The organism is Rhodococcus sp. IEGM 1302 (assembly GCF_030056935.1).
GTDB lineage: Bacteria > Actinomycetota > Actinomycetes > Mycobacteriales > Mycobacteriaceae > Rhodococcus_F > Rhodococcus_F qingshengii.
The window spans coordinates 180,802-200,097 of sequence record NZ_JASHKY010000003.1; the positions used below are offsets into that span (position 1 = coordinate 180,802).

Annotated in this window: 18 protein-coding genes; 16 read left to right on the forward strand and 2 right to left on the reverse strand. The window is 63.4% G+C overall.

What is annotated here, in order from left to right:
- The 9 genes from QM609_RS07930 to holA all read left to right on the forward strand — a co-directional run bounded on the left by QM609_RS07930 (position 1) and on the right by holA (position 9,267).
- Positions 1 to 1,464 carry a vWA domain-containing protein gene (locus QM609_RS07930; RefSeq protein WP_007731020.1) on the forward strand — a complete coding sequence of 488 codons (1,464 nt, stop codon included), beginning with the start codon at positions 1 to 3 and terminating at the stop codon, positions 1,462 to 1,464.
- An 18-nt stretch (positions 1,465 to 1,482) separates the two neighbouring features.
- On the forward strand, positions 1,483 to 2,199 hold the full coding sequence (gene nadD, locus QM609_RS07935; protein WP_003944462.1) for a nicotinate-nucleotide adenylyltransferase: 717 nt from the start codon (positions 1,483 to 1,485) through the stop codon (positions 2,197 to 2,199).
- Between the two features lie 46 nt (positions 2,200 to 2,245).
- Entirely contained in the window at positions 2,246 to 2,692 is a 447-nt protein-coding gene (gene rsfS / locus QM609_RS07940; protein ID WP_003944502.1) for a ribosome silencing factor, read from the forward strand.
- Complete coding sequence (locus QM609_RS07945; protein WP_050654641.1) at positions 2,689 to 3,363, forward strand: histidine phosphatase family protein; 675 nt, start codon at positions 2,689 to 2,691, stop codon at positions 3,361 to 3,363. The genes rsfS and QM609_RS07945 overlap by 4 nt, the downstream gene beginning before the upstream one ends.
- Entirely contained in the window at positions 3,350 to 4,132 is a 783-nt protein-coding gene (gene octT, locus QM609_RS07950) for a diglucosylglycerate octanoyltransferase (protein ID WP_050654642.1), read from the forward strand. The genes QM609_RS07945 and octT overlap by 14 nt, the downstream gene beginning before the upstream one ends.
- 4 nt (positions 4,133 to 4,136) lie before the next feature.
- Positions 4,137 to 4,979: a DegV family protein gene (locus QM609_RS07955; RefSeq protein WP_050654643.1), complete on the forward strand. Its 843-nt coding sequence runs from the start codon at positions 4,137 to 4,139 to the stop codon at positions 4,977 to 4,979.
- Positions 4,980 to 5,060: 81 nt separating this feature from the next.
- Positions 5,061 to 5,939 (forward strand): ComEA family DNA-binding protein, encoded by an 879-nt coding sequence (locus QM609_RS07960; RefSeq protein WP_050654644.1) that lies wholly within the window; start codon positions 5,061 to 5,063, stop codon positions 5,937 to 5,939.
- Positions 5,936 to 8,293 carry a ComEC/Rec2 family competence protein gene (locus QM609_RS07965; protein ID WP_050654645.1) on the forward strand — a complete coding sequence of 786 codons (2,358 nt, stop codon included), beginning with the start codon at positions 5,936 to 5,938 and terminating at the stop codon, positions 8,291 to 8,293. The genes QM609_RS07960 and QM609_RS07965 overlap by 4 nt, the downstream gene beginning before the upstream one ends.
- Positions 8,290 to 9,267 (forward strand): DNA polymerase III subunit delta, encoded by a 978-nt coding sequence (gene holA, locus QM609_RS07970; RefSeq protein ID WP_003944476.1) that lies wholly within the window; start codon positions 8,290 to 8,292, stop codon positions 9,265 to 9,267. Before QM609_RS07965 ends, holA begins: the two co-directional genes overlap by 4 nt.
- A 672-nt stretch (positions 9,268 to 9,939) precedes the next feature.
- Here the strand turns inward: holA and rpsT are convergent.
- Complete coding sequence (gene rpsT / locus QM609_RS07975) at positions 9,940 to 10,200, reverse strand: 30S ribosomal protein S20 (protein WP_003944567.1); 261 nt, start codon at positions 10,198 to 10,200, stop codon at positions 9,940 to 9,942.
- 197 nt (positions 10,201 to 10,397) lie between these two features.
- Here rpsT and QM609_RS07980 point away from each other — a divergent pair, with 197 nt between their 5' ends.
- Genes QM609_RS07980 through QM609_RS07995 form a run of 4 tightly spaced genes read left to right on the forward strand, consistent with a single transcriptional unit; the run spans position 10,398 to position 14,723 of the window.
- Positions 10,398 to 12,023, forward strand: a complete 1,626-nt coding sequence (locus QM609_RS07980; protein WP_003944471.1) for a circularly permuted type 2 ATP-grasp protein — start codon at positions 10,398 to 10,400, stop codon at positions 12,021 to 12,023.
- 56 nt (positions 12,024 to 12,079) lie between these two features.
- A complete protein-coding gene (locus QM609_RS07985) occupies positions 12,080 to 13,051 on the forward strand; it encodes an alpha-E domain-containing protein (RefSeq protein ID WP_003944483.1) in 972 nt (323 codons plus the stop codon).
- 8 nt (positions 13,052 to 13,059) lie between these two features.
- The gene (locus QM609_RS07990; RefSeq protein ID WP_007731033.1) at positions 13,060 to 13,890 is read left to right on the forward strand and encodes a transglutaminase family protein; all 831 of its coding nucleotides are present in this window, start codon (positions 13,060 to 13,062) and stop codon (positions 13,888 to 13,890) included.
- Positions 13,891 to 13,949: 59 nt separating this feature from the next.
- Positions 13,950 to 14,723 carry an aquaporin gene (locus QM609_RS07995; RefSeq protein ID WP_003944482.1) on the forward strand — a complete coding sequence of 258 codons (774 nt, stop codon included), beginning with the start codon at positions 13,950 to 13,952 and terminating at the stop codon, positions 14,721 to 14,723.
- A gap of 30 nt (positions 14,724 to 14,753) precedes the next feature.
- On the opposite strand, the gene QM609_RS08000 is transcribed toward QM609_RS07995, so the two are convergent.
- Positions 14,754 to 15,287 (reverse strand): type II toxin-antitoxin system PemK/MazF family toxin, encoded by a 534-nt coding sequence (locus QM609_RS08000; RefSeq protein WP_050654647.1) that lies wholly within the window; start codon positions 15,285 to 15,287, stop codon positions 14,754 to 14,756.
- 72 nt (positions 15,288 to 15,359) lie between these two features.
- Here QM609_RS08000 and lepA point away from each other — a divergent pair, with 72 nt between their 5' ends.
- The 3 genes from lepA to QM609_RS08015 all read left to right on the forward strand — a co-directional run bounded on the left by lepA (position 15,360) and on the right by QM609_RS08015 (position 19,249).
- Positions 15,360 to 17,252: a translation elongation factor 4 gene (lepA, locus tag QM609_RS08005; protein WP_003944564.1), complete on the forward strand. Its 1,893-nt coding sequence runs from the start codon at positions 15,360 to 15,362 to the stop codon at positions 17,250 to 17,252.
- 6 nt (positions 17,253 to 17,258) lie between these two features.
- Positions 17,259 to 18,188, forward strand: coding sequence for an NAD(P)H-dependent flavin oxidoreductase (locus QM609_RS08010; RefSeq protein WP_030536619.1), 930 nt, complete (start codon positions 17,259 to 17,261; stop codon positions 18,186 to 18,188).
- 80 nt (positions 18,189 to 18,268) lie between these two features.
- Positions 18,269 to 19,249 carry an ABC transporter substrate-binding protein gene (locus QM609_RS08015; protein ID WP_207624322.1) on the forward strand — a complete coding sequence of 327 codons (981 nt, stop codon included), beginning with the start codon at positions 18,269 to 18,271 and terminating at the stop codon, positions 19,247 to 19,249.
- The last annotated feature ends 47 nt before the right edge of the window (positions 19,250 to 19,296 follow it).

The window sequence follows — 19,296 nt, forward strand, 5'->3', positions numbered from 1 at the left end:
ATGGCTCCCGCAGCATCGACGTCGCCGCTCTCACCTGGCGGCCTGGCAGCGCCGCACGGGATTCCCGGTCACCTCGTCGATTTTGTCGAGGCTTTGCGACGACGCGGAATCATGGTCGGCCCGTCCGAGACAGTCGACGCCGGTCAGGTCATGTCTGTTCTCGACCTGCTCGATCGTGAAGCGCTTCGTGAAGGGCTGGCATGCTCGCTCCTGCGCAGGCCGACCCACCGGGCGACGTTCGACGCCGTCTTCGACCTGTGGTTCCCCAAGGCGATCGGTGACCGTGCGGTCGGCGACGTCGACGTCACACTGCCGCGCAAGCCAGACGGCTCGATCGACCTGCAGGCCTTGCGTGAGCTGATCGCCGAACTGCTGACAGACGGCAGTGACGAGGCGATGGAGATGACCGAACTCCTGACCGCCGCGATGGTCGAGGAACTCGGGCAGTACCAGTCGAGCAACGGCCCGTCGTTCTCCGCCTATCAGGCGCTGCGTGACGTCGCCCCGGAGACGTTGCTCAACAAGATCCTGCAGGGCCTGCTCGGCAACCAGGAGGGTTCCGGGTCAGAGGGCAAGGACAACTCCGACTACCAGTCCGAGGTCGCCAAGCGCACGGCAGCGCAGCGCATCGCGGACTTCCGCAAGATGGTCGAGAAGGAAACGCGTCGACGCACAGCCGAGAATTTGGGCAAGGAGCGGGTCGCCACGTACGGCGTTCCGAAACTCGCCGAGGAAGTCGACTTCTTGCGAGCGTCCGATGCCGAACTCACCACGCTGAAGAAGAACGTCGCACCCCTGGCTCGCTTGTTGGCCAGTCGTCTCGCCGTGCGTCGTAGCCGATCTCGCGCGGGTTCGATCGACCTACGTCGTACGTTGCGCAAGTCCATGTCGACGGGCGGAGTGCCGATCGATCTGGTGCAGCGCAAGCCGAAGCGGGCGCGGCCCGAACTTGTGGTGATGTGCGACGTGTCCGGCTCGGTGGCGGGGTTCAGCCATTTCACTCTGCTGCTCGTGAACGCTTTGCGTGAGCAGTTCTCGCGCGTGCGGGTGTTCGCGTTCATCGACACGACCGACGAGGTCACGCGGTTCTTCGACTCGAACGCAGACCTCGGATCAGCGATGTCACGGATGGTGCGTGAGGCCGAACTGATCACCTACGACGGCCACTCAGACTACGGACACGCCTTCGGAGTGTTCCAGGAGAAGTTCGCGCAGTCGATCACCAGTCGCACGTCGCTACTGGTACTCGGCGACGGTCGCAACAACTACCGCGATCCCAACCTTCAGTCGCTGTCGCAGATGGTGGCAGTAGCCAAGCACGCGCACTGGCTCAACCCCGAGCCGAAGGGGCAATGGGGAACGGGTGACTCCGCGGCGAAGGTCTACAACGAGGTCATCAGCATGCACGAGTGCCGCTCGGCCCAGCAGCTTGCCGACGTCGTGTCCCGTCTGCTGCCGGTCTGACCCGTAAGCTCGACACTCGTGCAGAAGGGACTATCGGTGGAACGTGCTCGACGCCTAGGAGTGATGGGTGGCACCTTCGACCCCATTCACCATGGCCACCTCGTTGCGGCCAGTGAGGTCGCCGACCGGTTCGGACTCGACGAAGTGATCTTCGTCCCCACCGGGCGGCCCTGGCAGAAGCAGGGGAAGGGCGTCAGTCCTGCCGAGGACCGGTACCTCATGACGGTCATCGCCACCGCCTCCAACCCGCGGTTTTCCGTCTCTCGGGTCGACGTCGACCGTGAAAAAGTGACGTACACCGTGGACACGCTGCGAGACCTCCGGGCCTACCACCCTGACGCCGAACTCTTCTTCATCACCGGTGCCGATGCGCTGGCCAGCATCCTTTCCTGGCAAGATTGGGAAGAGTTGTTCGCATTGGCGAAGTTCGTCGGGGTATCGCGACCGGGTTTCGATCTCAATGCAGAGCACCTGGCCGGTCACCTCGACACCATGCCCGCCGACGCGGTCACGTTGATAGAGATTCCGGCACTTGCCATTTCGTCGACCGAATGTCGGCGTCGGGCAAGTGAAGACCGCCCCGTCTGGTACCTGGTGCCGGACGGAGTGGTGCAGTACATCTCGAAGCGGAACCTGTATCGACCTGTCGACGCGGAGCGCCGCGACGGAGCTACAACGATGTCGGAGCCCGCACCGGGGAAGTCGGAAGCCGTCCCGGGCGCCGAATCGAGCTAGCCGAGAACAACAAGTACTTTCTGAAGACGAAACTGGAGAACATCGAGTGAGCGCAAACACCGAAGCCATCGACATGGCACGCATCGCGGCCTTGGCAGCCGACGAGAAGCTGGCCACCGAAGTGGTGGTGCTCGATGTGTCCGAACAGCTGGTCATCACGGACTGCTTCGTCATCGCATCTGCGACGAACGAGCGTCAGGTCAACTCGATTGTCGAGAACATCGAAGACCGTCTCCGCGAAGCGGGACACAAGCCGGTCCGCCGTGAAGGCACCCGCGAGGGCCGCTGGGCACTGCTCGACTACGCCGACATCGTCGTCCACGTCCAGCATGACGAGGAGCGCAACTTCTACGCTCTCGATCGTCTGTGGAAGGACTGCCCGACGGTCGAGGTCGAAGGCCTCGGACAGAACCGTCCCGGCCCCGCCGACGCCAACACGGTGTTCGAGACCGACACGGTTTCCGAGCCGGACGCGCAGGATCCCTCGCTGTGACTTCGTCGGCGCCCAGTGCGGCGTCGAACCCTGTCCGCCGGCTCATCCTGCTGCGTCACGGACAGACCGAATACAACGCCGACTCTCGGATGCAGGGGCAACTCGACACCGACCTGTCGGAGTTGGGACGCACGCAGGCCAAGAGTGCAGGTCCGGTGATCGCCGATCGCAGGCCGTTGACGATCGTGTCCTCGGATCTGCGTCGGGCGTACTTCACGGCCGTCGCAGTCGGTGATGCCGCCGGACTTCCGGTACTCACCGACACGCGTCTGCGTGAGACACACCTGGGCGAATGGCAAGGCCTGACTCATCACGACGTCGACGAGCGCACTCCCGGTGTGCGATCTGCCTGGCGGGCGGATGCCACGTTGGCGCCGCCCGGCGGCGAAAGCCGAATCGACGTCGCGAATCGCAGCCTCCCCGTAGTTCACGAATTGCTCGAGACGCACCCGGACTGGGCCGAACGGCCCGTGGTTCTGGTGGCGCACGGAGGCTTGATCGCGGCACTGACAGCGGCATTGCTCGACCTACCCGTCGATCGCTGGGCCGTCCTCGGCGGATTGGGAAACACCAGTTGGGTGCAACTCAGCGGACACGGGGACGTCAAGTCGATCGAGTGGCGACTCGACGTATGGAATGCTTCTGCGAGTGTCGCAAATGACGTCCTCTGAAAGTGCCGACGGGCAGCGCCCCGTCCTCCTCGTACTCGCGGATTCGCTGTCGTATTACGGCCCCAAAGGCGGCCTCGCGGCAGACCACCCACGGATCTGGCCCAACATCGTGGCCGACGAACTCGGCTGGGACGTCGAGTTGGTCGCCCGTATCGGCTGGACGTGCCGCGATGCGTGGTGGGCACTGACTCAGGATCCTCGTGTGTGGGCGGCGGTGCCGCGGGCAGGCGCCGTCGTGTTCGCGGTCGGCGGGATGGACTCGCTGCCGTCCCCATTGCCTACCGCGCTCCGCGAGACCATCCGCTACGTTCGGCCACCCGCGCTTCGACGCGTGGTGCGCGAGGGTTATCAGTGGCTGCAGCCGCGGCTTGCACCTCTGGGCCGCCCGGTCGCACTTCCGCCCAAGCTGAGCGTCGAGTATCTGGAAAGCTCGCGAAATGCGTTGGAGTACATGCGGCCCGAACTGCCGATGATCGCGACCCTGCCGTCGGTGCACCGCAGTGATGCCTACGCCAGCGTGCATGCCGGACGACCTGCCGCGGTGTCCGCGATCACCGAGTGGGCTACGGAGAAAGACGTTCCCGTAGTCGACCTTGCAGATGCAGTGCGTGACAACGTCTTTTCCGAGAACGGCAATCCTGACGGCATTCACTGGGGTTGGGACGGTCACCTCGGCGTAGCCCGCGCGATGATCGCTGCGATTCGCGGGGTCGAGGCGCAGAAAGTGGTTTCGCCGGAACTGGTAGCACCGCCGAGCGAAGTCGGGTAGCAGAATGCCGGTCGTCGTCGTCACGGATTCCTCCGCCTGCATCCCGCAGGAGTCGGCCGACGCATGTGGCATTCAGGTTGTTCCGCTCCACGTGCTCCGTGACGGCTGCGACTTGCGAGAGGGCGTCGACGCAATGCCGAGCGACCTGTCGGGAGTGACAACGGCCGGAGCGTCGCCCGCCGAGTTGTCCGAAGCGTATGCACGCGCCCTGGACATGAGCGACGGTGACGGCGTTCTCGCCGTTCACATTTCACGTCAACTGTCGGGAACGTGGGAAGCCGGACGAGTCGCAGCCCAGGAATTCGGTGGCGCCGTCCGGATCGTCGATTCACAGTCCGCCGGTATGGGTTTGGGCTATCCGGCTCTCGAAGCTGCACGCTTGGCCGAGAAGGGCGCTTCACTCGAAGAGGCGTACGGCCGGGCGGTCGACGTCGCCAGCCGTGGGCGCTGCTACATCGTCGTCGACAAACTTGATCAATTGCGTCGGGGCGGACGAATCGGAACCGCCGCTGCGTTGCTGGGTACTGCATTGGCGATGAAGCCGATCCTGCATCTGGTGGACGGCAAACTCGTGCTCGGCGAAAAAACGCGCACCACCACCAAAGCGCTTGCACGCTTGGTTGATTCGGCAGTCGAGCGCGCCGGTCTCGGCCGCGTGGCGATAGCCGTGCATCACATGCGAGCACGAGAGCGTGCCGACGGGATAGCGGAACAGTTGGCCGAGCGCATTCCCGATGTAGCGGAATCCGTGGTTACCGACTTCAGCGCGGTTATCGGAGCGCACGTCGGTGTCGGCGCGATCGGTGTTGTGGTGTGCCCGTTGCCGGAGATCGACGCGAACACCTGATCGTTTCTCCACAATCCCCGAGTTCTCCACAGGTCGAAATTCATCGTCTTCGGTGGCGAGGTCTCTCGTTAGCGTCCAGTCATGAGGATCAGCGAGGAGCGCGAGCGGGCGCGTGATCGCCTCGCGGCGATGGACGGAAACTACCGGCAGCGACCGGCCGTCGACGAATTCGAGGATTCAGGGTCTTTCGAGAGGTCCCCCGAGTGGCTTCGGGACTTCGACGAGGACGACTACGACGCTCAGCCCGACTCGTCACGGTTCGACCGATTGCCCGAACATTGGCGCGGTACACGTTGGCGCCCGAGTCGGTCGGCGACCTGGGTGTTGGCGATCGTTGCAGTTCTGGCCACGGGAATCGGCTTGTTCGCCGTGTGGTGGGATTCTCCGAGCATGCAGGCGGTCCCAACGTTGCCCTCGCCCCAGAATGTCACGGAGAAGAATGTGACTGCCGGCGATGGTGAATCAGCCAGTCCTGTACCGACCGGCGTCGTGGCAGAGCAGCCGCCCGAGGCTGTGGTGGTCAGTGTCGTCGGGCTCGTGCGCACGCCTGGGCTTGTCAATCTTCATTCGGGCTCGCGCATCGCCGACGCGCTTGCTGCGGCAGGTGGCGTGCTCGACGGAGCGGAGACGGTGGGCCTGAATCTGGCTCAGAAACTTGTCGACGGCGATCAGATCGTGGTTGGTGCGGCCGATCAGTCCGGTGGTGTTTCTTCGAGTACCACTGCAGGAGGGACCAGCCCCGCAGCTACGGGGGAATCCGGCGGGGCTGGGCTGGTGAACCTCAATACCGCCACCGAGGCCGAACTGGACGAGCTTCCCGGGGTAGGGCCGGTAACGGCTGCGGCGATCATCTCCTGGCGCACATCCAACGGAAAATTCACGGACATAGAACAATTGGGGGAAGTCGACGGGATCGGCCCGGCAAGGTTGGCCAAATTGCGAGTGCTGGTGTCGGTGTGAACGAACCGGAAGCCTCGCCGGTCCTCGACGCTCGACTGCTTCCGTCTGCCGTCGCGGTGTGGGGGAGCAGTGCGGTGGGGATCTTGTACGGTGCGACCACTGCGTGGGTGCTGGCGGCGTGTGCGGTTCCAGCGGCGATCGTGGCTGTCGTAATTGTGCGCCGCACATCTGCGGGGTGGGCACGAATCATGTTGGTTGCATTGCTGTTCGGTGCCGGGTGTAGTGCCGTCGGCGGGTGGCGGGCGTCCGAGGCGGAGAGGCACCCACTGACCCGAGCTTCTCTCGAGGGAGCTTGGGTGAGTGTCGAAGTGGAACCCACTGAGGATCCGCACGCGGTCTCCGGCGCGGTGGGTCAAGGTCAGGTCGTCTTCAGGGCAACCGTCAATTCGGTGACTGCCCAGAACCGCAGGTACTCCGGAGGCGGCTTGGTCACCATCCGGGCGCCCAGTTCGTCGTGGCTCGAAGTTGTTCCAGGGCAGAGCCTCACGGTTCGTGGCCGGGCGAGTCAGCCATGGCGTAGCGATTCCACGCTCGCCGTGATCACGTCCGAAGGGCCTCCCGTCGCGGTGGGAGAAGTGCCCTGGTATCAGCGATGGGCGAGTGTGGTGCGCATTCGTTTCGCGGCTGCGTGCTCGGCTGCACTCCCGCCGGATCAGGCGGGTCTGCTGCCTGGCCTCGTCGTCGGAGACACGTCGGCGCTGTCGCCGGTGGTGAAGGACAACTTCACCGTTGCCGGACTTTCCCATCTCACCGCGGTGTCCGGCGCCAACATCAGCATTCTGCTCGGGGCCGTTCTGCTGTTGGTCAGAGCCGCGGCGCTCAGTCCGCGGGTCGGCGCCGCTTTGGCGGCGGTAGCCCTCGTTGCCTTTGTTGTCGTCGCGAGGCCGTCGCCGAGTGTTCTGCGCGCCTCGGTGATGGGCTTGGTAGGCCTGCTCAGTCTGGTCACTGGTCGGCGCAAACAGGCGCTGCCTGCTCTTGCTGCCGCCGTCATCGTTCTGGTTGTCGTGATGCCCGAGCTGGCCGTCGACTGGGGGTTTGCGCTGTCGACTACTGCGACGGGCGCGCTGGTGATCATTGCGCCGGTGTGGGTGGACGTGCTTCGCCGAAGAGGCTGGCCCCGTTGGTTTTCGGAGATGACAGCTGTCTCGGGTGCTGCGTTTGTCGTGACTGCACCGTTGGTGGGCGCCATGGCGGGAACCTTCAGCGTAGTCACGATTGCCGCGAACATGGCGGTGGCGCCCGTGATCGGAATCATCACGGTGTTCGGTGCGGTGATTGCCTTGTGTGCGCTGATCTGTCCACCGATCGCGGTGTTCGTCGCGCCATTGGTGCGGCCGCCGATGGGGTGGCTGCTGTGCGTGTCCGAACGGGCGGCGGCGCTTCCCGGAGCGTCGGTGGTAGTGCCGTCAGGACTCATCGGTGCCCTCGTCGTCGTGGGAGTCCTACTGGCCGCGGCCCTGACGCTGTGGAATCGGATTTCGAGATGGGTGCTCGGCGTTCTTGTTCTGGGAGTTGTTCTGGCCCTGATCTTTCAACACGTGTTCGGGGGTGGCCGTTTTGCTCCGGGGTGGGCGCTGGTGATGTGCGACGTCGGTCAGGGGGACGGTCTTGTGCTCTCGACTGGAGACGGCAGGGTAATCGTGATCGATGTCGGTCCTGATCCCACGTCGATGGATCGTTGCCTGAACATGTTGGACGTCAACGACATCGCGTTGCTGATGATCAGTCATTTTCATGCCGATCACATCGGTGGATTGGAAGCAGTCCTGAGTGGGCGTTCGGTCGCTGCGATCGGAGTCGGGTCGATGTTGTTGCCGGAGTCAGGTTTTCGAGCGGTGAAGGATGCCGCCGACTCGCAGGCCGTTCCGGTTGTCTCGTTGCTCGCAGGTATGGAGTTGACGCTGGGATCGGTGAACGTGGAGGTTCTCGGTCCGTTGGTTCCAGCTCCCCGCGATTCCGTCGATGCCGCAGATGCAGCCAACGATCAGTCGCTGGTGGTGATGGCGCACACGGGCGCGGGTCGAATTCTGTTGACGGGCGACGCCGAAGTTGCGGGGGAGGAGGCCATCCTCCGATCGGGAACGGACGTGAAGGCCGATGTGTTGAAGCTGCCCCATCACGGTTCTCGGACCACGTCGTCGGCATTTCTGGAAGCGGTGCGTCCGAGGTTGACGATGATCAGCGTCGGCGTCGGCAACAGTTTCGGGCACCCGAATGCGGAGGTTCTCGATGAACTGGATTCATTGGGCGGGGCGGTGGTTCGGACCGACGTCGACGGCACCGTCGCTGTGTACGGCGGGGGCGGCGGGTCTGTGTCGATCGTGTCGGTTCCTCGTGGGACCATCTTCGGGTGAGTAATCCGTCTGGAGTCGATCCGCTGCATCTTGTTCTCGGGGACGACGAGTTCCTGATCGACCGCACGGTATCGCAGCTCATCAGAGCCGTCCGCGGTGACCGCGGCCAGGGTATTTCGGATCTCCCGGTGACCAAGATGCGCGCGGGCGACACCAATGCTCCCGAGTTGGCCGAGTTGCTCAGCCCTTCTCTTTTTGCCGAAGACCGTGTGATCGTCTTGGAATCGGCTGCAGAAGCAGGCAAAGATGCCGTAGCGCTTGTCCTGGAGGCTGCACGCGAGCCGGCAGAAGGTGTGGTTCTGATCGTCGTGCACTCGGGCGGCGGTCGCGCGAAAGCGTTGGCGCCGGCCCTCGAGAAGCTCGGCGCGACGGTTCACAACTGCGGAAAACTGAACAAGAGTCAGCTTGTCGACTTCGTCCGGGGTGAGTTTCGGACCGCAGACGTCAGGGTTGCGCCAGATGCGATCGCCGCGATGATCGAAAGCGTCGGCTCCAACCTCCGCGAACTAGCGTCGGCCTGCTCGCAATTGGCGGCAGATACGGGCGGCAAGATCGACGTCGATGCGGTCCACAAGTATTACTCGGGCAAGGCCGAGGTTTCCGGATTCGACGTGGCCGACAAAGTCATCGTCGGCGATACCCGGGGTGCGCTCGAGGCGCTCCGATGGGCAGATCAGATCGGAACAGCCCATGTTCTGCTCGCGGATGCCCTCGCTGACGCAGTCCACACCATCGCGAAGGTCGGCCCGTTTGCACGGGGCGGTGACCCGTTCCGGTTGGCGTCGGATCTCGGAATGCCGCCGTGGAAGGTCAAGAAGGCGATCAAGGAGGTCGGCGGCTGGGATCCCACGTCGATCGGCGCTGCGATGCAGATCGTCGCCGCCCTCAATGCCGACGTGAAGGGTGCCGCAGTCGACTCGTCCTTCGCCCTGGAGATGGCAGTGCGGAAAGTGTGCGCGTTGCGGAAGAACTGAGTACAACGTGGCCTACTGCGCGTCCGGCCAGAAGTAGTCCGACGACAGTGGCGGCCGTGGCCTCACCCGCCCGGTAGTCGAGGCGTTTCACGCAGGCTTGCTCCAACTGAGTATGCGGAATGGCCTGAGGCTGTGTCGTTGGTTCACCTGTTCTGATGTCGGTCACCCGTAGTGAGTCGTGCGACACCGGATTCACCACACTGCCGCAGGCAATGGTTTCTTGGCCGATTGTGTCCACCGGCACCTTCACGGTGGTGAGTACCGCTCGTCCAACGGCGAGAAACGCCAGAATCGCAACGAGTGAACACATCACGCCGAAGAAGATCCGGAATTCGCTACGTTGCCTGCGCCTACACCATCCGTAGCTTGCGGCACCTCCCACGACTGCAACCGTCAATGATTCCCACCAACGAGGGATTCCCAGGGCGGCCACTACGCCGAAAGCGACGACCGCCCAGAAGACAGTCGGGAACAACCAGCTGCGAGGGCGCTTCCCGTGCCCGTTGATCGCCATCATCAGACGGTTGCAGCCCGCTCCACATATTCGCTGCAAGACATGGATGGCGGGTCTTCGCACTGACCCGATTGAATACGCAAAATAGCCGCCTGGTCTTTCGACCTGGCGGCTATCGAGACGAACCAGTGTGACGGCGAACCGTCACAGTGGAAACGTCAGAGCTTGTTGGCAGCCTGCGAGAGTGCAGACTTCTTGTTGGCAGCCTGGTTGGCGTGAATGACGCCCTTGCTGGCTGCCTTGTCGAGCTTGCGGCTGGTGGAGACGAGGAGCTCGTTGGCCTTGTCCTTGTCACCGGCTGCCGCAGCCTCGCGGAATGAACGGATCGCGGTACGCAGCGAGGACTTCACCGACTGGTTACGGAGTCGGGCCGCCTCGTTGGTACGGATTCGCTTCACCTGGGACTTGATGTTGGCCACGCGTAAAATCCTTGTCGTCTTTAGCTGGTTACGGTCGAGAAAGCTGTGGGCGCACTGATGCACCGACTGGCAAGATTACCAGCCGAGGGCCCAAGAACCCAAACCGTCGCACGTTGCGTCTGTCGAGAAGGGTACACCGAGCGCCCGATTTCTCGCCGCGCTGCCGAATAGCCCCACTTGTAGCAGCATGTTGCCCTATGACGCCGCCGCCTTCGAAAAGTTCGAGTAAAACAGGTTCGACCACCACCCGAGCGCGTCCTGCCGCAGTGTTCGACGGATATTCAGACATCGGTCGCTACGAGTTGGCTTTCGACGAGATGTTCGAGCCCGACGGCTCGGTGCGTGGTCCGTACAAGGGTGTGTACAAAGCCCTGGCGCCGACGAGCAGCGCCGACCTTGCCGCGCGTGCCGACGCACTCGGACGCGCATTCATCGACCAGGGCGTGACGTTCTCGCTGTCCGGGCAGGAGCGACCCTTCCCGTTGGATCTGGTGCCACGCGTCATCGCTGCCCAGGAGTGGTCGCGGCTGGAAAAGGGCATCAAACAGCGGGTGAAGGCGCTCGAGTTGTTTCTCGCGGACATTTACGGAGAGCAGCGAATCCTGCGCGATCACGTGTTGCCGCGCCGCCTGGTCACCTCGTGTGAGCACTTCCACCGTGAAGCGGCAGGCATCGTGCCGCCCAACGGTGTGCGAATTCACGTCGCGGGTATCGACCTGGTCCGAGACGAGGCGGGAGAGTTCCGAGTTCTCGAGGACAATCTGCGATCTCCGTCCGGTGTCTCCTATGTGATGGAAAACCGTCGCACCATGACTCGGGTGTTCCCGGATCTGTTCATGTCCCACAAGGTGCGGGCGGTCGGTGATTACGCAACACATCTGCTGAGGGCGCTGCGTGCGGGTGCTGCACTCAACGAAGCGGACCCGACAGTGGTTGTTCTCACACCGGGTATCGCCAATTCCGCCTATTTCGAGCATTCGTTGCTCGCTCGTCAGATGGGTGTGGAACTCGTCGAAGGTCGCGACCTGTTCTGCCGCGACAACATGGTGTATATGCGCACGACGGAAGGCGAGCGCCAGGTCGATGTCATCTATCGCCGCATCGACGACGAGTATCTCGACCCGATGCACTTCCGTCCGGATTCGATTCTCGGCGTCGCAGGCCTACTGAATGCGGCGCGGGCGGGCAACGTGGTGATCTCGAGCGCCGTCGGCAACGGAGTCGGTGACGACAAACTCGTCTATACCTACGTTCCGCAGATCATCGACTACTACCTCGGTGAGAAGCCGCTCTTGCAGAACGTCGACACGTTCCGCTGTTGGTTGGACGAGGAGTGCGAGCAAGTCCTCGACCGCGTCGCCGAACTGGTCATCAAGCCGGTGGAAGGGTCCGGTGGCTACGGAATCGTCTTCGGACCCGACGCGAGCCCCAAGGAACTGGCCGCGATCACCCGCAAGATCAAGGCAGACCCGCGCGGGTGGATTGCGCAGCCACTCGTGCAGTTGTCCACGGTGCCGACCAAGATCGACGATGTTCTCTCGCCGCGCCACGTGGACTTGCGGCCCTTTGCCGTCAACGACGGTGAGGACGTGTGGGTGTTGCCCGGCGGCCTGACCCGGGTGGCACTTCCGGAAGGTTCGCTGGTGGTCAACTCCAGCCAGGGCGGCGGAAGCAAGGACACGTGGGTGCTTGCGAGTCGCACCTCTGACGAAGACCCAGAGTTGTCAGGCGAGGAACTGGTGTCCGAGCCCCCGGAATCCGCGGAGCCGGTGCAGGGTCCCGAACTGAGCACCTCGCAGCAACAACAGCAGCAGCAACAGTGAACACCTCGGAAGTGCCCAGCTACCAAGAACTATCAGTGAACGGAGCGTGGTGACCGATGCTTGCTCGCAACGCAGAGTCCCTCTACTGGATCGGCCGCTACGTCGAGCGCGCCGACGACACTGCTCGGATCCTCGACGTCGCCGTCCATCAATTGCTCGACGACGCCACCGTCGACCCGGACCGCACGTCGCGTCTGCTCCTGCGTGTCCTCGGCATCGAGGCGCCGGAGGGCAAGCTCGACGTGCGCTCGCTCACCGATCTGGTTGCGTTCAGCCGCAACCAGGTTGGTTCGATCGTGGACTCGCTGGCAAGTGCTCGTGAGAATGCTCGCGGGGCGCGTGAGGTCACGTCGAGTGAGATGTGGGAGTGCCTGAACACCACGTACAACGGACTGGCCGAGCGTGAACGTGCCTCACGCAGGCTGGGGCCACACGAGTTCTTCCGCTATGTGGAGGAACGCGCAGCGATGTTCGCGGGCCTGGCGGATTCCACGCTCAGTCGCGACGACGGCTATCGGTTCCTTCTGCTGGGCAGGTCGATCGAACGTGTCGACATGATCGTGCGGATGCTTCTGGCGCGCGCCGGTGACCGCCCGTCGTCGCCGGCATGGGTCAGCGTTCTTCGCTCGGCGGGCGCACATGACACGTATCTGCGTACGTATCGCGGAGCGCTCGACGCCAATCGCGTCGTCGAGTTCATCTTGTTGGACAGGCTCTTTCCGCGCTCGGTGTTCCACTCGATCAGGCAGGCCGAGAAGTGCCTGCAGGAGCTCGACCCGCAGCCGGGCAGTCGCGTCGGAATCCGGGCGGAGGCGCCGCGGCTTCTGGGCCGCGCACGCAGCGAACTCGAGTTCCTGCCGCAGGGCGTGTTGCTCGAGGATCTGCAGGGACGGTTGCTCGGTTGGCAGGAGACCTGCCGCGAACTGGGTGAGGCAATTGCATTGCAGTACTTCCACGCTGCGCCGTGGGTCGCGTGGACGGATGCCGGCGCCGCGTATGCGGAGTCGACGGTGGAGGGAGAGCTGTGAGCTGGCGGATGAGGGTCGTGCACACCACGGGATATGCGTACGACGCCCCGGTGACGTCGTCGTACAACGAAGCGCGATTGACACCTCGCGGCGACACCAGGCAGACGGTGATACTCACGCGCGTCGAAACCCAGCCGGCAACGCGTTCCTACCGATACACCGATTACTGGGGCACCGCGGTGACCGCCTTCGACTTGCACGCCCCGCATACGGAACTCGAAGTGACCGGGCTGTCGGTGGTGGAGACGGAACCGTTCGTTCAGCCCGAGGAAACCGTCGACTGGGATGAATTGTCGGGAAACGCGATTAAAGATCGATTCAACGAACAACTGAGTTTCACGAGATATGTTCCGCGTGATCGTAAGCTGGCGACAATTGCCAAGGAATTGCGCAAAGATAAATCACCTGAAGATGCAGTAGTGGCTGCGTCGCAATGGGTTTACGGCGAAATGTCATATGTTCCCGGTACGACCGGAGTGCATACGTCGGCGGTCGAGGCGTGGTCGGCACGGAAAGGCGTCTGCCAGGACTATGCGCATCTGACCTTGGTATTGCTTCGAACGATGGGGATACCGTGTCGATACGTTTCCGGCTATCTCCACCCCAAACGTGATGCGGCAGTCGGGGACACGGTGGTCGGCGAATCGCACGCGTGGATCGAGGCGTGGACCGGCGCGTGGTGGGGATACGACCCGACCAATGCGATAGCTGTGAATGAACAGCATGTCTCGGTCGGAATAGGAAGGGACTATTCGGATGTGCCGCCTTTGAAGGGAATCTTTTCCGGTGGACGTTCCACAGATCTCGAAGTTGTTGTGGAGATCACCAGGCTTGCGTAAAGTCCGGCAAATCTAGGCGCGTGAGCATTACTACCGTTCGATGAGAAGAAGGTGGGAATATGTCTCCAACTGCACAGGAATTGACTGAGATCGAACCGATCTCGGATGTGAAGAAGTATGCGGCCGAAGCGGTGGGAACATTTGTGCTCGTGTTCTCCGCAGTCGGAACTGCCGTCTTTGCAGGTGCGAAAGTCGGCAACCTCGGAGTTGCCTTCGCATTCGGCCTGACCCTGCTGTTCCTCGTATATGCGATCGGCCCGATTTCCGGTTGCCACGTCAACCCAGCCGTGACTCTCGGCCAATTCGTGATCGGGCGAATCTCAGCCGTCAATGCGGCGATTTACGTTGTCGCGCAAGTGATCGGCGGCTTGGTCGCAGGCGTCGTGATCTACACGGTGGCCAACAGTCTCCCGGCGTACAACCGTGCTGCTGACGGTTTGGGTGCAAACGGTTGGGGCGCACACAGTCCGTCTGCCGAGAAGAATCTTCTCGGAAATGTGGTTTCCGACGGCTACGGCATCGGTGCCGCCATGATCATCGAGATCCTGCTGACAGCACTGCTGGTATTCGTCGTTCTCGCGTCGACCGACCAGATCTCCGACGTGCCTCTCGCCGGGGTGTCCATCGGCTTCACCCTGGCCGTCATTCACCTGATCTCGATCCCGATCGACAACACCTCCGTCAACCCCGCTCGAAGCCTCGCTGTCGCGCCGTTCCAGGACGGTGCACTCGGTCAGGTGTGGTTGTTCATCGTGTTCCCGCTCATCGGCGGTGCGCTCGGTGCACTCATCTATCGAGCACTCTTCGGACGGTTCAACCGTATGGACAGCTGATCGACACTGTTTCCATCGTCCGGGTCGGCTTCAGCTCCAGCTGAAGTCGGCCCGAAGTTTTGCCGCGACCGCGTCGAACTTCTTGTGATCCATGATGGCGCCCTCGCGCCGGATCCCGCTCTCGGGAACGTCGAGCACCCGGTCGAGCCGGACCCAGCTGGGCCTTCCCTCGCCGTCCCATGGACCCGAACCGATTGCGAGCCAATCACGCTCGCCTTCGCGTTTGCTCTGCGAGGACAGCATCAAACCGAGCAGCGTGTTGCCGTCGCGGCCGACAACCAGCACCGGGCGGTCTTTGCCCTGGGTCGGATCCTCCTCGTAGGCAACCCAGGTCCAGACGATTTCGCCCGGATCGGCCTTGCCGTCGAGGTCGGGGGAGTACTCGACCTTGCGGGCGCGATGTGCGGTCGGAGACGTCCGCGCGGCGATCGGGCGGCCGGACGGACCCGGCTTCGAGGCAGACGACTGGGACGTGGACGACTGCAGCTGGCGCAGCAACGCAGGGCCCTTCTCCACCGCGAGGGCGCCGAGGGTTCTGCCGATCTGCTTCCACATGCTTGCCATAGCGTTCGAGCATAATCACCCGCCCGTGGGAACCCCTGGTACGGCGGCGCCGAGACTTGGATATCCTGAGGGTTGACAGTGGCCCGGATCCGGGCCGGTGCCGGTCCGACTAAGGGGTCTCCCATCAGCAGCTTCGCCGACAAGACGTTCACGGATCCTGCGCAGATCCGGAACTTCTGCATCATCGCGCACATCGACCACGGTAAGTCGACGCTGGCAGATCGCATGCTTCAGCTCACCGGTGTGGTCGAAGAGCGGGCGATGCGTGCGCAGTACCTGGACCGTATGGACATCGAGCGTGAACGCGGCATCACCATCAAGGCTCAGAACGTTCGTCTGCCCTGGACCGTCGACGGCGAAGAGTTCGTCCTCCACCTCATCGACACTCCCGGCCACGTCGACTTCACGTACGAGGTCTCCCGTGCGCTCGAAGCATGCGAGGGCGCAATTCTGCTGGTCGACGCTGCTCAGGGCATCGAAGCTCAGACGCTGGCGAACCTCTACCTGGCGATGGAGAAGGATCTCAAGATCATTCCCGTCCTCAACAAGATCGACCTCCCGGCCGCGGATCCCGACCGCTATGCCGAAGAGATCGCGCACATCACGGGCTGCGAGCCCGGTGATGTCCTGCGCGTCTCGGGTAAGACCGGTATGGGCGTCAAGGAACTGCTCGACGAGGTGATCAAGCAGGTACCTGCGCCTGTCGGCGATGCAGACGGCCCCGCCCGCGCGATGATCTTCGACTCCGTTTACGACGCGTACCGCGGCGTGGTCACCTACGTGCGTGTGGTCGACGGTCGGATCCGTCCCCGCGAGAAGATCACGATGATGTCCACGGGCACCACACACGAACTGCTCGAGGTCGGCATCATTTCCCCCGAGCCGAAGGCCAGTATCGGTCTGGGCGTCGGCGAGGTGGGCTACCTCATCACCGGTGTGAAGGACGTCCGTCAGTCGCGCGTCGGTGACACCGTCACCACCACCCGCAACGGCGCGACCGAACCGCTGGTCGGCTACCGCGATCCCAAGCCGATGGTCTACTCGGGCCTCTACCCGATGGACGGCTCGGACTACCCCGTGCTGCGCGATGCCCTCGACAAGCTCCGTCTCAACGACGCGGCCCTGGCGTATGAACCCGAGACGTCGGTTGCCCTCGGATTCGGCTTCCGCTGCGGCTTCCTCGGCCTGCTCCACATGGAGATCACCCGCGACCGCCTCGAGCGTGAGTTCGGCCTCGAACTGATTTCCACCGCGCCCAACGTCGTCTACCGCGTCGTGATGGAGGACGGGGCCGAGGTCATCGTCACCAACCCGTCGTACTGGCCGGAAGGCAAGGTTCGCGAGGTCTACGAGCCCGTCGCCAAGTGCACCGTCATCGCCCCGAGTGAGTACGTCGGCGCCATCATGGAGCTGTGCCAGTCCCGTCGCGGTGAGCTCGGCGGCATGGACTACCTCTCCGAGACTCGCGTCGAACTGCGCTACGAACTGCCCATGGGCGAGATCATGTTCGACTTCTTCGACGCCCTCAAGTCCCGCACCAAGGGTTATGCCAGCCTCGATTACGAGGAGGCCGGTGAGCAGCAGGCCGATCTGGTGAAGGTCGACATCCTGCTGCAGGGCGAGGCCGTCGACGCGTTCTCCTCGATCGTGCACCGTTCCAACGCCGGCGCTTACGGCGGACGCATGACGTCGAAGCTTCGTGAGCTGATTCCTCGCCAGCAGTTCGAGGTTCCGATCCAGGCCGCGATCGGCGCGAAGATCATCTCGCGCGAGAACATTCGCGCAATCCGCAAGGACGTTCTCGCCAAGTGCTACGGCGGCGACATCAGCCGTAAGCGCAAGCTGCTCGAGAAGCAGAAGGAAGGCAAGAAGCGCATGAAGACCATCGGTCGCGTCGAGGTGCCGCAGGAAGCATTCGTGGCGGCCTTGACGTCGGAATCGGTCGGCGAGAAGCCCAAGAAGTAGGAGCGCATGGTCACCACCTGGTTGTCCCGAGAGTTCGGAATCGAAATCCCGGTTCTCGGGGCGCCCATGGGTGGTCGCGCGGGCGGCGCGCTCGCCGGAGCTGTATCGGCGGCCGGCGGGTTGGGTCTGCTCGGCGCGGCTCGGTACAACACACCGGAGTGGATCGAGGCCGAAGCTGAAGTGGCCCGCTCGATCGGCGGAAAGTTCGGCGTCGGCCTGATGACGTGGTCGCTGCCCGAGAACGAGTTGATGCTCGACGCCGCGATTGCCGTCGAGCCGACCATGATCACCTTGTCTTTCGGTGATCCCGCCTCGTATGTCGGACGAATCCACGATGCGGGCATTCCCGTTGTGTCACAGATCAATACGCTCGAAGACCTTCGCATTGTCGAGGCCGCGGGTGTCGACGGCGTGATCGCGCAAGGCGGTGAGGCAGGCGGTCACACGGGCCGAATCGGAACCTTGCCGCTGCTGCAGGAGATCCTCGAAACGACATCACTTCCAGTACTGGCGGCCGGCGGAATCGGGACCGGCCGCGGTTTGGCCGCAGTCCTGGCAGCCGGCGGGGAAGGCGTGATGATCGGAACGGCGCTGCTCGCCAGCCCGGAGACGGTCGGGCCGGACTATGCCCGCGACCGCGTCGTCGAAGCCGGAAGTGCCGACACGATTTACACCTCGGTGTTCGACCGAGCGCGCAGTCAACCGTGGCCGCAGCGGTGGGGTGGCCGCGCGGTGGCCAACGAGTTCACTGCCGCCTGGCACGGAGTCGACGCCGATGAGGAAATGCTGGCGAAGGCGTACGACCCGTCGGATCCCCACAGCGGAGTCGTCTACGCCGGAGAAGCTGTCGGACTCGTACACGGAACCCATCCGGCCGGCGACGTGGTTCGACGCATCGGCGCCGATGCGGAGCGCCTGCTCTCTCGTTTCGCCTGAAAGCAAGGTCGGACACAGCCGGGTCCCATATGAGAAGGTAAGCCTCTGCTAACTAGTGGAGGAGTATTTTCGTGCGTGCGATGAAGTTTTCGGCGGTGGCTCTCTTGGGAGCGCTGGTCGTAGGTATCAGCGGATGTTCGTCCTCGGACGCCGACGAGATCGCGGGCGGTCGGGTCACCACGATCGACCACAAGTTCGGCGCCACCACGATCACCGGGACGCCGACGCGCATCGTCGCGGCCGACACCCAGTGGCTCGACGCTCTGCTCGAACTCGGAATCCAGCCGGTGGGGTACCTGGCTGCCGGCCCGATGGGCGACGAGCGTGGTCTGTTCCCGTGGGAGAGTGGCGTGGACGCGTCGGCGAAGGAACTCGATCGCTCGGCGATCCAGCAGTTCGGTGTCCCGCTCAAAGCTGAAGAAATTGCAGCCTTGGATCCCGATCTGATTCTCGGCGGGTTCTCCGTCGCCGATCAGGACGATTTCGACCAGTTGAGCAAGATCGCTCCGACAATTGCCGGTCTGTCCGACGTCCAGGTCGATCCGTGGCAGGACCAGGTGGAGATTCTCGGCCGGGTTCTCGACAAGGAGTCGCGAGCCGACGAGATCGTCGAGGCGACAAACGGGCAGATCGATGCGCTCGCGCAGCGGTTGCCGGGGCTGAAGGGTAAGACCGCTCTTTTGTCGCAGTACGTCTTCCCGACGTCGCAGTTGGTGATCGTCGCTGATCCCAAGGACGGTGCTTCGGGACTGTTCACGCGTCTGGGAATGTCGTTGCCGCCCAAGCTGGTCGACGAGGCCGGTGTGACCGGTGGCCGGCTGATACTCAGCCCGGAACGGGTCGACGCTCTCAGCGCCGACGTCGTGGTGCTGCTGCCCAACGGCGGGTCGCTCGACGACATGATGAAGCTGCCGGGGTTTGCCGACCTGCCTGCAGTCAAGGGTGGCGGATTGGCCATCGTCGACTATCCGACTGTTGCCGGCCTGAACACTCCGTCGTCGCTGTCGCTGAAGTACTCGCTCGAATCGATCACGCCGCAGCTCGAAGCGGTGGCCGGCTAGACCTGCTGTGCGCCTTTATTAACCGCGGGCGGTTAATAAAGGCGCAC